This is a genomic window from Geotalea uraniireducens (assembly GCF_027943965.1).
In the GTDB taxonomy this organism is placed as follows: domain Bacteria; phylum Desulfobacterota; class Desulfuromonadia; order Geobacterales; family Geobacteraceae; genus Geobacter; species Geobacter uraniireducens.
This window is the reverse complement of the sequence record NZ_AP027151.1, coordinates 2,888,463-2,900,869: the sequence shown is the minus strand read 5'-3', so window position 1 is coordinate 2,900,869 and position 12,407 is coordinate 2,888,463. Positions and strand designations below refer to the sequence as shown.

Below are 12,407 nucleotides of genomic sequence, written 5' to 3'. Positions count from 1 at the left end.
CGTTTCTTGGCACCGTGCTATAAGCGCTTAACTGATAAGTGTTTTGGTGCTGCCGTACAAGGTACAGTGGGGGGCTGCTGATGGCGATTACCAAAGGGATTATCCTCGCCGGCGGAGCGGGGAGCCGGCTCTACCCGTTGACGCTGGTGGCCAGCAAACAGCTGCAGCCGGTCTACGACAAGCCGATGATCTATTACCCGTTGGCCACCCTGATGATGGCCGGGATCGGCGATATCCTCATCATTTCGACCCCGCATGATGTCCCCCGTTTCCAGTCGCTGCTCGGCGACGGGTCCCGCTGGGGAATCAGGCTTTCCTATCAGGTGCAGCCGGAACCGAAGGGGATCGCCCAGGCCTTTCTGGTCGGCGAGGAGTTTCTTGCCGGCGATCCGGTCTGCCTCATTCTTGGCGACAACATCTTCTACGGCAAGATGGCCCTCGATCGGGCGGTTCGCGACTTCGCCGGCGGGGCGAAGATCTTCGGTTACTACGTCAATGACCCGGAGCGCTACGGGGTGGTTGAGTTCGATGCGGCCGGCCGGGCGATCGGCATCGAGGAGAAGCCGGTCCGACCGAAGAGCAATTACGCCGTACCGGGGCTCTACCTCTACGACGGCCGGGTGGTGGAGATCGCCCGTGCCCTTACGCCGTCGGCTCGGGGCGAACTGGAAATCACCGATGTCAACCTGGAATATTTGCGGCGGGGCGAACTGCTGGTCGAGAAGCTGGGGCGCGGTATCGCCTGGCTCGATACCGGCACCCATCAGAGTCTGCTGGAGGCCAGCCATTTTATCGGTACGCTCGAAGCGCGGCAGGGGTTGAAGATCGCCTGCCTCGAAGAGGTTGCCCTGCGCATGGGGTTTATCGACTGCCGGGCGATGGCTGCGGCGATTGACGCCACACCGGCGTCGACCTATCGCGATTACCTGGCGCGGGTCTATAACGAGATCGAATTGTGCGGTGGGAGGAATGATGGAAATCGTGGCTGAGTTCAGCCCGGGGAAGGTTCACGATGTGGTGGTGCGTCCCCTGGCCAAATACCTTGACGAACGGGGATGGCTGGCGGAATTGTACCGGTGCGACGAATTGGCTGCCGAGACGATGCCGGTAATGGCTTATATCTCGATGACCCAGCCCGGGGTAGCCCGTGGTCCCCATGAACACCGGGAGCAGACCGACTACTTCTGTTTCATCGGCCCTGCCAACTTCAAGGTATACCTCTGGGATACCCGGCGCGATTCACCGAGTTTCGGCGTCCGGCAGACGATCTTTGCCGGAGTGGATCAGCCGCTGGCCCTGATCGTCCCACCGGGAGTGATTCATGCGTATCGAAACGTCGGCCGGGAGAACGGAATCGTCTTCAATGGGCCGAACCGACTTTATGCCGGCGAGGGAAAGAGCTCGCCGGTGGATGAGATCCGCCACGAAGAGGTCGAGGGGAGTCCCTTCCGTCTTGATTAGGCGCTGGGGGAGGACCACTGCGCTTGGCGTGCCGGCGTCTTGCGGCGTGCTCCTTCAAACTGTTTACCCGTTGTCCCCTGTTCCTGCAAGGACAGGATATTTCCCCGGGATGGCCTGACCGTACTATTTGCCCATGCTGGATCTGATCAGAAAATACAAAGTTTATATCATCATCGGCGTCTCGGTCCTGGCGGCATTCACCTTCTATTCGCTCAACCTGCGGGACAAGGAACATGCCAACGGCTTCGAGCGGCTGGTGATGAACCTGTTTTCGCCGGTGGACAATGTCGGTTCCGGGGTAAACAATTTCTTTGCCGCTCTCTGGAGCGACTACATCGATCTGGTCGATGTCCGGCGAGAAAACAAGCAGCTGCGGGAGACGGTGAAGATTATGAATTCGCGGTTGGTGGCCGATCGCGAAGCGATTCATGAAAACGATCGGCTCAAGCAACTGCTTGAACTCAAATCGTCGGTCAAGGCCCCTTCCGTTGCGGCGTTGGTTATTGGTGAGGACAGTTCTCCCTGGTTCAAGACCTTGGTGATCAACCGCGGTTCGGTCGACGGCCTGGCGGAGGGGATGCCGGTGGTGGCGGCCAACGGGGTCGTCGGCCAGGTTGTCAAGGTGGCGGCCGGCAGCGCCCGGGTACTGCTACTGACGGATCACGCCAGCGGGATTGCGGCGCTGGTGCAGCGTTCACGGGCCAGAGGGGTGGTCAAGGGGAAAGGGAGCGGTTTCTGCTCGCTGGAGTTTTCCCTGCGCGACGAAGATGTCAAGGTCGGCGACATGATCGTTACTTCGGGGATCGGGGGGATTTTCCCCAAGGGATTGGTCATTGGCGAAGTAACTATGGTCAAGAAAGGCGAGTACGGAATTTTCCAGACCATCGACCTCCGTCCCGCCGTAAATATGGCGAAGCTTGAAGAAGTGCTCGTCCTGCTGCAGAAGAGCGATGATTAAGACCCTTTGGTACGCCATTCTCGTTTTTGCGACGCTGATTTTCCAGTTTACCCTGTTCCCGGCGTATTTTGCCGACCCCTTCAAGCCGAATCTGCTGATCATCCTGATTGTCTATATGGGCCTCCGGGAATCGCTCGCCTGGGGCATTCTCGCCTATTTCCTCGGCCTTATCCAGGATAGCTTCAGTGGCCTCTACCTGGGGCTCGACGGGTTTTCCTACCTGATCATTTTCCTCCTGCTGACCCTGGTCGCCGACCGGTTGTTTACCGACCGGCGGTCGCTGATGATCCTCGGCGTTCTTGCTGCCACCCTCCTCAACGGAGTACTCAACCTCCTATTGCTGATCCTCTTCTCCGCGGCGGACGGGATCTATGCCACCCTGCTGCAGAGCCTGATCCCGCAAGCGCTGGTCAATGCCCTGGCGGCATCGATAATCTTTACCTTCAGCCCCTTGGCCCGACTGGGAGAAGCCCGATGACAGACCACCGGTTTGTTCGAGAAAGCCAGGAACCGAAGAAGCAGATCATTCTGCTTTCCCTGTTCGCGGCAGCTGTCTTTTTCCTGCTGCTGACCAGGCTTTGGTATCTGCAGATCGTCAAAGCCGAAAATTTTCAGAACCTTTCCGAAAACAACCGCTTGCGCCTCGTTCCCGTTGCCGCGTCGCGGGGGACCATCTTTGACCGCAACGGCAAGGTGCTGGTCAGCAATCGCCCGTCGTTCAGCGTGGCAATGATCCCTCAGGAGGTGAGGGATCGCGAGACGTTTTTCAGCCGGTTGGCGCAATACCTGAACATCGATCGCCAGGAATTGGTCGACAAATGGGAAAAGGGGAAGGGCCGGGCTCGTTACTACCCGGTGGTGCTTGCCTCTGACATTACCCGCGATCAGATGGAACTGCTCGAGGAAAAGCGGCTGTGGCTACCGGGGCTGGAAGTGGAAATGAAGCCGATCCGGGAATACGAGGACGGGATGCTGGCCTCCCATCTGTTGGGCTACATTGGCGAGATTTCGGACGATGAGTTGAAGAATCCCGCCTATAACGGCTACAACCTGGGTGATTACGTTGGCAAAAGCGGCATCGAGCGAAGTTGGGAGAATATCTTGCGTGGCAAGGACGGCGGCCGGCAGATCGAAGTCGATGCCCGTGGCCGGGTGCTCAGGACCATTTCGGAAACGCCGCCGGTGGTCGGCAGCAGTCTCGTCCTGACCATTGACACCGATCTGCAGAAGCGGGCGGAGCAGAGCTTTGGCGAGCAGGCCGGGGCAGCGGTTGCCATGGATGTCAACAGTGGGGAGATCCTGGCATTCGTCAGCAATCCTGGCTTCGACCCGGCACTCTTTGCCGGCCGCATGCCGCCGGATAAATGGAAAAGCTATCTGGAAGACAAACGCCATCCGTTAGAGAACAAGGCACTGAAAGGACAGTATCCTCCGGGGTCGACCTTCAAGGTCATTACCGCTCTGGCCGGGCTCGGGGAAGGGCTGATCGACGAGCGGAGCACCGTGGTCTGCACCGGTTCCTACACCCTCGGTAAGAATACCTTCCGCTGCTGGGACAAGAAAGGGCATGGGGCGGTGAACCTGAAGCGCGCCCTCAAACAGTCCTGCGACGTGTACTTTTACCAACTTGGCGAACGGCTTGGCATCGACCGGATCGCTGCCTATGCGAGGAAATTCGACCTCGGGGCGCCGATGGGGGTCGGCCTGGAGAACGAGAAGGGGGGGAATATCCCCACTTCGGAATGGAAACTTAAAAAATACGGCAGGTCGTGGTATCAGGGCGATACCCTGCCGGCGGCGATTGGCCAGGGGTATGTCCTGATGACCCCGATTCAGCTGGCATCGATGATTGCCACCGTGGCTAATGACGGCACGGTCTATCGTCCTCACTTGGTCAAAAGGATTATTGATCAGGACGGCAAGGTGCTGCAGGAATTCAAGCCGGAAATCATCGCTCGAACCGGCATCAGCCAACGCGATTTCGAACTCGTTAAGCAAGGATTGTTCGCCGTGGTCAACGAACCGGGCGGAACGGGGGCGATGGCAAGGCTCTACGAGGTGAAAGTCGCCGGCAAGACCGGAACCTCACAGGTGGTCAAAATGCGCGATAACCGGGGGAGCATCCCCTACCAGTATCGTGACCACGCGCTCTTTGTCGCCTTTGCTCCCTATGATAAACCGGAAATTGCGGTGGCGGTTGTTATCGAGCATGGGGAGCACGGCGGCGCGGCTGCGGCACCGATCGCCGGCAATATTCTCCGGGCGTACTTCGAGGGAAAGGGCGTGTTGCGGAAACCGGTAAAGGCGCCTGCCGCCACCGATGATGGCGAACAGTCGGACAGCGCGGCGCCGCAGGCCGGGGACGCGGCGACCAATAACAATCAGGGACAGGAATAGGCAATGATCGACCGAAGACTGATAACCAATTTCGACTGGACGCTGCTCGCCCTGGTCCTTGCCGCCTGCGCGCTCGGCGTGGTCAATATATACAGTGCCTCTGCCTCATACGCCCCGGCCGGCACCCCGTTCTACATCAAGCAACTCTACTGGATCCTGGTGGGTCTGCTGCTGATTGTTGTTGTGTGCAGTCTCGACTATCACCTGTTCGAGGATGTGGCCTATTGGCTCTACGGGATTCTCTGCCTGCTTCTGGTGGTCGTGCTGGTGGTAGGGAAAACCTCGATGGGCGCCACCCGCTGGCTTCATCTTGGCTTCTTCAGCATCCAGCCGTCGGAGCCGATGAAGATTGTCGCTATCATGACGCTGGCCCGCTTTTTCACCAACTATGCGACCGTCGGCGGACTGACCCTCAAGGATCTTCTCTATCCCGTGCTGTTTCTCGGCGCGCCGGCGCTGCTGATCATGAAACAACCAGACCTCGGCACGGCGATCCTGGTCATTCTGATTGCCGGTTCGATGATGGCCTATCTCGGTATTCGGCTGTCGGCGCTAGTGACCTGTGTCCTGGCGGCAATTCCGGCGGTTTACATAAGTTGGAGCTATTATCTGCGCGACTACCAGAAGAATCGGATCCTGGATTTTCTCGATCCGGAGCGGGACCCCCTGGGAAGCGGCTACCACATCATTCAAAGCAAGATTGCCGTCGGTTCCGGAGGGGTGCTGGGCAAGGGGTTCATGCGGGGGACGCAGTCCCAACTTCGTTTCCTCCCCGAGCAGCATACCGACTTCGCCTTTTCGGTATTTGCCGAGGAGTGGGGGTTCATTGGCTGCCTGCTGCTGCTGGTGTTGTACCTGCTCATCATTCTCTGGGGCCTGCACATTGCCCGCCGTTGCAACGACCGTTTCGGCAGCCTGATGGCCGTTGGGGTCACGGCAATGCTGTTCTGGCACATCGTTATCAATATCGGCATGGTCATCGGGATCTTTCCCGTGGTCGGCGTTCCGCTGCCGCTCTTTTCCTATGGCGGGACGTCCATGATCACGTCGATGATCGGCATCGGCATCCTGCTCAATATCAGTATGCGCCGATTTATGTTCTAGCCGGGCAAAACCACTCCCCTCCGAGGTACCATGCCTCTAGCGAGACGTTCACTCTCCCCGGCTTCCCGGGATTCGGACGCCGTGATATCCTCCAACCCGAAGCCCGGCGGATGGGTCGTCTTCGTCAGGCAACCTTGTTGTTCAACAAGATGACTTCCGCCGGCGTTTCCAGCCAGATTGTCCCACACACCGTACATTCCAGCAGGTTATCAGCGTAACCGTCCGAATGCATGTCAATCTCGATGCCGAGTCGGTTGTTGCACAATGGGCATTTCATGATGATCCCTCCGTTCCTTGGATTTGTTTATTTAACTATAAACAAGTAAACAAAGTACGGCAAGTGGGTAAAATATATAAAGATCAAACAAAACAACAGTTTGTAGTTCTCTAGTGTTAAATTTATGGATCGTGATTTTGAAATCGATAATCATATGTCGCGCGGCAGGCGGCCTGGGTTGGCGCTAACATAGCGAAATAGCGTGCTATGTTGCCAATCAAACACAATTATCCAGATAACGGCGGAAGGTGGGCCGTCTGGAGGGGGCTAGTCGACATTTCTCGAAAAATAATCTTGCCATAATTTTTCAACCCCGGTTTGGATGACCGTGTCGATGGTTGCCGTAACACGGTGGCCTTGCTGCGGTCGTTGATGCCTTCGACATTTCTGCTATAGTGTGAGAAAAGGCTAAATTTTGGAGGAGTGATGCACGAGGCACTTTTCTACGAGAAGCTGGGCGAAGATAAGGTCCGTTGCGGATTGTGCCGTTTTCGCTGTCTGATCCAGGAGGGTAAAAAAGGTATTTGCTCGGTCCGTGAAAACCGCGGTGGCATGCTCTATTCGCTCGTCTACGGCCGTCTCGTCGCCGAAAACGTCGATCCTGTTGAAAAGAAGCCGCTCTTCCATTTTCTCCCCGGTAGTCGTACCTATTCGATTGCGACCAGGGGGTGCAATTTCCGCTGCCTTCACTGCCAGAATTACCAGATCTCGCAGAATATTTCCGTTGATTCGCTTGCCGCCGATCCGGAGGTGACTCCCGGCGAGATTGTCGACTCTGCCATTGCTGCCGGATGTCGGTCAATTTCCTATACCTATACGGAGCCGACCATTTTCTACGAGTTTGCCTACGATACCGCAAAATTGGCCCACGAGCGCGGCCTCAAAAACATTTTCGTCACCAATGGGTACATAACTCCTGAAGCGCTGGCGTACCTTGCGCCGTACCTCGATGCCGCCAATATCGATCTGAAAGGCTTTACTGAGCGGTTTTATCGGGATGTCGCCCATGCCGTGCTGGCGGAAGTCCTCGACTCTATCGTTACATATAAGAAGCATGGGATCTGGATTGAATTGACTACCCTCCTGATTCCGGGGCTGAATGACTCCGCCGAGGAACTTCGCGATCTCGCACGATTTATTGTTGAGCGGGTAGGTCCTGATACTCCGTGGCATGTTACCCAGTTCTATCCAACGTACAAGCTGCAGAACGTGCGACGGACCCCGATAGATACGCTGCGCAAAGCTAGACAGATCGGGTTGGATGCCGGGATTCGCTACGTTTATGAAGGAAATGTCCCGGGAGAAGGCGGTGAGAATACTTTCTGTCCGCGTTGTCATAAACCACTCGTTGTTCGCTTCGGCTTCCGGGTCGAGTCCAATCTCCTGGCGGCTGGTGCTTGCCCCGCCTGCTCCATGGCTATTGCCGGCCTCTGGAGAGACGAAATCCTTAGTTGACCACTTCCTGTCTGTTGCGTCAGTGTGTCTCTTTCCCACCTTTCTGGCCTAAGAATTGCTTAATCTTATCTTGCGTTAACACGCATTAATCAATCATTTTCTTGGCGGCTGTAAAATGTCATGCAAAATCGGGCCTTCATGGTTTTATTCGGCGAAGCAAATATAACAATATATTGTTTATATAATTAAACAAAACTAAGCAAAAAGGCGGTGCGTTTGGTTTTTTGGCGCAGCGGTGATCGTTTATCGGTTTTGTTGTGGTTTGGTTGATGGTTGGTAACCGTAACGAAAACAATGTGATACTTATGTGTAGGTGCGAGCGATGTCAAAATATTGGTGCATCAATATGTGAATTTTATGTTGATAATTTGCAAACTATAGTTAAAATGCCGCAATGTTTGCCTTGACAAAATGAACACAATAGCTACATTATCGAAAAAGTTTAGCGTAATTTAACAAATTCGGGCTGCACAAATTCCTTCTCGTTTCCCGATGTAGCTCCAAACTGCGCTGTAGTTCCCATCCAACGGCCATGATACCTGAAAAGGAGAAGGCCAAATCGTTTGCATGGCATCACGCTTGGGCGGCCGATCACGTAAGACGAGAACCTGCGTTGGTAATCCAATGTCGATGATCAAGGGAAGGGGTAGATACTCCTGAACAGGAAGGGGGGTGAGATTCCGATATCTGCCGGACTAGTGAACATGAGTCACTTCGCTTGGATGTTGTAACTTAATGAAAGGAGTGGAAAGGTATGAAAAAAAAGATGTTGACGAGTATTTCGCTGGCGGCTGCCTTCGTACTCGGAGCAGTTGCGGTCAACTGGGCGACAGTCCCGCCGCCGCCGGTTAACCAGTTTCTGGGGATTTATGATACGAAATTCCCCAATCTCACCCGGGATGACTGCCTCGGTTGCCATGTTAGTGACGCGGTGTTGGTGCAACGGCATCACGCCCTGATCACGACGGAAGGGAAGCAGTGCCTCGATTGCCACGTTCTTGTTCCTGACGGCTCCGGCGGCTTTACCTTCCAGGACTTCCGGACCTGCTCCAATTGCCATACATCGTCGCCGCACCACACGACGACCCAGGCCAACGATCAGGATTGCAAGTTCTGCCATGGCAGCTTCATCGACAATCCGAAGGATGGCCATTACATTCCGACCTATCAGTCTTCGTCCGTGACCCCGCTGCCTGACGGCCGCGAGGTCGTCAAAACCGGGACCACCGATGTGGTGATCGTCAATGGCTGTGAAGCTTGCCACCAGGCGGATGCTACCGCCATCGATCCGAACACCAACACGGTTCGACCGATTTTCAGCAATGCCGACACCCATCATGGCACGGGCATTCAGCAATGCAGCTGGTGCCACGATTTCTCCTCCACTACGCCGATCCGGCAGTGCGAGGCGTGCCACGGCGTGAAGTCTTTGCACAACATCCAGAAGGATTCGCCGGCCACGGCCAACTCCGGCACCATCGTTCCTGGTCAGGAAGATCTTGGTTGGGGCCATATCGGCAACAACTGGGATTGTGTCGGCTGCCATGGCTCGTGGTTCAACAACGGTGGTTCGCCGGCCAGTGCGACCGTTCCTGCCATTAACGACCAGAGTGCTTACACGCTGACCGCCGGCAAGGAATCGGTGCTGACCATTGTCGGCGCCAGCTTCACCAACGTCGGCGGTGACGGAACGACTACCTACAATCCGGTCGTTTCCATCACCAATGGCGTAACGTCGCTGACCTTGCAGCCCTTCTCGGTAACCGAGAGCGAAATCAAGGTGAATGTCCCCGTCCTGACCCAGGGGATCTACCAGCTGCGGATCATGAAAGAGGACAAGCAAAGCAATATCGCCAAGCTCACCGTGGCACCGCAGGTGGCGGTCAAGTCTGCCGTGCTCGGCACTGGTTCGACGCTGACCCTCACGGGGACCGGCTTCGGCCCGGCTCCAGCCGCCGACTACAACTCTGGCGTTGGTGTCTATGCCGGTGCGACCCAGGCTTCGGTCGTCTTCTGGAGTGACACCAAAATTATTGCCACCAGCCCGGCATTCGTTTCGGGCACGGTCATTACGGCAAAAACCGTCTATGGAACGGTTTCCGCGAAGATTCAGGCGGCTACCAAGAAAACTAGACGGTAAGCATCACTGTTGCGCAGCACGGGACGGGGGAATTTCCCCCGTCCCATTTGCGGGCATTTCATAGCGTGCTCCGCTTTTATCAGCTCAGGAAGGTAAAGGATTCACCATGAATCGTGTTCTGCTCGTCATTCTTTCGGCGCTACTCTGCATCGCCTCTTCGGCCGGTGCGGCAGAGAAAAGGGTCATCGTCGGTTTCCGCCATGCGGCAACCGTCACCGAAACGCAGCAGCGGGATAAGATTCATCGGTCCGGCGGGCGCATCAGGAGACTTCATAAATTCGTCAATGCAATATCGGCGACACTTTCTGAAGAAGAGATCGTCCGCTTGAAGAATGACCCCGATGTCGCCTATGTGGAAAGCGATCCGGTCGTTTCTGTTGTCGAACCGGTTGTAACGGCCGACTACGCGGCTTCCTGGGGAGTGCAGCACATTGGTGCCGACAAGGCGGTGGCGATGGGGGTAACCGGTGCCGGGGTCAAGGTGGCGGTGCTGGATACCGGCATCGACTATACCCATCCCGACTTGGCGGCAAATTACAAGGGCGGGTACAATTTTATCGCCGACAACAACGATCCGTTCGACGATGCCTATGGCACCAGTCACGGAACCCATGTCGCCGGGATCATCGCTGCCCTCAACAACGGTACCGGTGTGGTCGGGGTAGCGCCCGGTGCTTCCCTGTATGCCGTCAAGGTTCTCGACGGCGGTGGCGGGGGATACGTCAGCACCATCATTGCCGGTATCGAATGGGCGATCGAAAACAAGATGAATGTCATCAATATCAGCATCGGCAGCCCCGAGAGTTCGACCGCCCTGGAAGAGGCCTGCAATAAGGCATACCAGGCCGGAATAGTGATCGTTGCCTCTGCCGGTAACTACAGCCCCGGGACTGTTTTGTACCCGGCGGCCTATGATTCGGTGATTGCCGTTTCGGCAACCTATCAGGACGATACGATCGGCACCTTTTCCAGTTACGGCCCTCAGGTCGAGCTTGCGGCTCCCGGCCACAACATCCTTTCCACGGCGATTGGCGGCGGTTATATCACGCACTACGGCACATCACAAGCCGCTCCCCATGTTGCAGGCGTTGCGGCCCTGCTTTTCTCCAAGGGGGTCTGGGATACCAACCGTGATGGTCGGATTGCCGACGAGATTCGCGCGCGTCTCGTGGCGACGGCCCGCGATCTGGGTATTACGGGGCGTGATATCTACTACGGCTATGGGCTGGTCGATGCGGAAAAAGCGGTGCTGGCAACGCAGGGTATCAGTTTTACGATTGCCCGAACCAGGGGGGCGGTCAAGGCTGACGAGGTTGTAGTGCCGCTGCCGGCTGGATCGTACACGATCACGGTCGAGAATGACGGGCTTCAGGCCCTGCTGCTCAGAAAGGTAACCGCTACCGGCGCTCACCGGCGAGCAATGACCTTCAGCTTCAAAAGGCATTCAGACGGGTCCGTCTCCTATCAGTTCACTACCGACGAGGAATTGTCGCTGGTTTTTTGCCCTTTGGGCTCCCCGGGGACAAGTGCCGATATCGTCGTGGCCAGCCGCTGATTATTCTCCCATCTTTGGAGTCATCAATTTCATGACGTGTTCTCGCCTGATGTTGTTGTTGGCAGTTACCCTGGTTTCATCGCTCAGTATTGTTCGGGGGGGCACTGCCAGCGGTGCGGATGAAAAGGCTGTCGTTGCCACCGTCAACGACAGCCCGATCACTACTGCACAACTGGAATCGGCTGTCGATTTGGCGATTGCCAAGTACCGCAAAAGCGGGTTTCGCATCGTTTCGGAAGATTTTCGCCAACGCATTCGCCGGCAAGAGCTGGATAAACTGATCGACATGGAATTGCTGGTGCAGGCGGGAGCGGCGAACGCCGGTAAGGAAGTCGATGAACTGATTGCCCGGCGGCTCCAGGCCTTAAAGAGTGCCAATCATCAGGTAAAAGGCGCGGTACTCGCCGGCCCGGCGGCATATGAAGCGGCACGGCGAGATGTTTTGGTCGACGAGTATCTGCGGCAGACGGGCATCGCATCCCTGCAGGTCCCTGAAGAGGAACTGAAAAAATTCTACGCGCAAAACCTGGATAAGTTCAAAGAGCCCGAGTCCGTCAAGGTTCGCCATATCCTGCTCGAACTTACCGGTGATGCCTCGCCGGAGGAGATCGCCAAAACGCAAAAAGAGGCCGAGGAACTCCGCGCGAAGGTTATTGGCGGAGCCGACTTTGCCGAGCTGGCGCGGCAGTATTCGCACTGTGCTTCGGCGCGCAATGGCGGGGATCTCGGCTATATCAAGAAAGGGTTTATGCCTGCCGCTTTCGATACCGCCGTCGCCGCGTTGAAGCCGGGCGAGATCGGGATCGCGCGGACCGAGTACGGCGTCCATCTGCTGCAGGTCGTTGAGAGAAGGCCGACGGCGGTAAAGCCTTTTGAGCAGGTTAAATCCTTTATTGCCCAATATCTACAGAAAGACTATCAACGCCGGAAGATCGAAGAGCAAGTTGAGGAACTGAAGAGAAAAGCACGGATAATCGTTAATCTCAATTAATCGGGACAGCGCCGGGTCGGCGCTTTGCGCGGCGGAGTTCGGGCACGGGTGCCGACAAACCCAGCCCAC

Annotated in this window: 11 protein-coding genes; 10 read left to right on the top strand and 1 reads right to left on the bottom strand. The window is 56.4% G+C overall.

Translation table 11 applies throughout. The features are described from left to right. The first annotated feature begins 80 nt into the window (after positions 1-80). The 6 genes from rfbA to rodA all read left to right on the top strand — a co-directional run bounded on the left by rfbA (position 81) and on the right by rodA (position 5,920). Positions 81-989, top strand: coding sequence for a glucose-1-phosphate thymidylyltransferase RfbA (gene rfbA / locus QMN23_RS13545; protein WP_281999858.1), 909 nt, complete (start codon positions 81-83; stop codon positions 987-989). After that, positions 973-1,461 (top strand): dTDP-4-dehydrorhamnose 3,5-epimerase family protein, encoded by a 489-nt coding sequence (locus QMN23_RS13540; protein ID WP_282003908.1) that lies wholly within the window; start codon positions 973-975, stop codon positions 1,459-1,461. Before rfbA ends, QMN23_RS13540 begins: the two co-directional genes overlap by 17 nt. 133 nt (positions 1,462-1,594) lie before the next feature. Next, a complete protein-coding gene (gene mreC / locus QMN23_RS13535) occupies positions 1,595-2,419 on the top strand; it encodes a rod shape-determining protein MreC (RefSeq protein ID WP_281999857.1) in 825 nt (274 codons plus the stop codon). Beyond that, positions 2,412-2,897 carry a rod shape-determining protein MreD gene (gene mreD / locus QMN23_RS13530; protein WP_281999856.1) on the top strand — a complete coding sequence of 162 codons (486 nt, stop codon included), beginning with the start codon at positions 2,412-2,414 and terminating at the stop codon, positions 2,895-2,897. The genes mreC and mreD overlap by 8 nt, the downstream gene beginning before the upstream one ends. After that, positions 2,894-4,816, top strand: a complete 1,923-nt coding sequence (gene mrdA, locus QMN23_RS13525; protein ID WP_281999855.1) for a penicillin-binding protein 2 — start codon at positions 2,894-2,896, stop codon at positions 4,814-4,816. Before mreD ends, mrdA begins: the two co-directional genes overlap by 4 nt. A gap of 3 nt (positions 4,817-4,819) precedes the next feature. After that, positions 4,820-5,920 (top strand): rod shape-determining protein RodA, encoded by a 1,101-nt coding sequence (gene rodA, locus QMN23_RS13520; protein WP_281999854.1) that lies wholly within the window; start codon positions 4,820-4,822, stop codon positions 5,918-5,920. Between the two features lie 124 nt (positions 5,921-6,044). Here the strand turns inward: rodA and QMN23_RS13515 are convergent, their stop codons facing one another. Beyond that, positions 6,045-6,197: a hypothetical protein gene (locus tag QMN23_RS13515; RefSeq protein WP_281999853.1), complete on the bottom strand. Its 153-nt coding sequence runs from the start codon at positions 6,195-6,197 to the stop codon at positions 6,045-6,047. Between the two features lie 426 nt (positions 6,198-6,623). Here QMN23_RS13515 and amrS point away from each other — a divergent pair, with 426 nt between their 5' ends. From amrS to QMN23_RS13495, 4 genes are all read left to right on the top strand, one after another. Beyond that, positions 6,624-7,652 (top strand): AmmeMemoRadiSam system radical SAM enzyme, encoded by a 1,029-nt coding sequence (gene amrS / locus QMN23_RS13510; RefSeq protein WP_281999852.1) that lies wholly within the window; start codon positions 6,624-6,626, stop codon positions 7,650-7,652. Positions 7,653-8,406: 754 nt separating this feature from the next. Further along, the gene (locus QMN23_RS13505; RefSeq protein ID WP_281999851.1) at positions 8,407-9,792 is read left to right on the top strand and encodes a cytochrome c3 family protein; all 1,386 of its coding nucleotides are present in this window, start codon (positions 8,407-8,409) and stop codon (positions 9,790-9,792) included. 106 nt (positions 9,793-9,898) lie between these two features. Next, positions 9,899-11,347, top strand: coding sequence for a S8 family peptidase (locus QMN23_RS13500; protein WP_281999850.1), 1,449 nt, complete (start codon positions 9,899-9,901; stop codon positions 11,345-11,347). A gap of 31 nt (positions 11,348-11,378) precedes the next feature. Then, positions 11,379-12,338 carry a peptidylprolyl isomerase gene (locus QMN23_RS13495; RefSeq protein WP_281999849.1) on the top strand — a complete coding sequence of 320 codons (960 nt, stop codon included), beginning with the start codon at positions 11,379-11,381 and terminating at the stop codon, positions 12,336-12,338. The last annotated feature ends 69 nt before the right edge of the window (positions 12,339-12,407 follow it).

Bases quoted from the DNA above. Each gene is read 5' to 3' on its own strand.
- rfbA (WP_281999858.1), top strand. From the start codon at position 81: ATGGCGATTACCAAAGGGATTATCCTCGCCGGCGGAGCGGGGAGCCGG.
- mrdA (WP_281999855.1), top strand. From the start codon at position 2,894: ATGACAGACCACCGGTTTGTTCGAGAAAGCCAGGAACCGAAGAAGCAG.
- QMN23_RS13500 (WP_281999850.1), top strand. From the start codon at position 9,899: ATGAATCGTGTTCTGCTCGTCATTCTTTCGGCGCTACTCTGCATCGCC.
- QMN23_RS13540 (WP_282003908.1), top strand. From the start codon at position 973: ATGGAAATCGTGGCTGAGTTCAGCCCGGGGAAGGTTCACGATGTGGTG.
- QMN23_RS13495 (WP_281999849.1), top strand. From the start codon at position 11,379: ATGACGTGTTCTCGCCTGATGTTGTTGTTGGCAGTTACCCTGGTTTCA.
- QMN23_RS13505 (WP_281999851.1), top strand. From the start codon at position 8,407: ATGAAAAAAAAGATGTTGACGAGTATTTCGCTGGCGGCTGCCTTCGTA.
- mreC (WP_281999857.1), top strand. From the start codon at position 1,595: ATGCTGGATCTGATCAGAAAATACAAAGTTTATATCATCATCGGCGTC.
- rodA (WP_281999854.1), top strand. From the start codon at position 4,820: ATGATCGACCGAAGACTGATAACCAATTTCGACTGGACGCTGCTCGCC.
- amrS (WP_281999852.1), top strand. From the start codon at position 6,624: ATGCACGAGGCACTTTTCTACGAGAAGCTGGGCGAAGATAAGGTCCGT.
- QMN23_RS13515 (WP_281999853.1), bottom strand. From the start codon at position 6,197: ATGAAATGCCCATTGTGCAACAACCGACTCGGCATCGAGATTGACATG.
- mreD (WP_281999856.1), top strand. From the start codon at position 2,412: ATGATTAAGACCCTTTGGTACGCCATTCTCGTTTTTGCGACGCTGATT.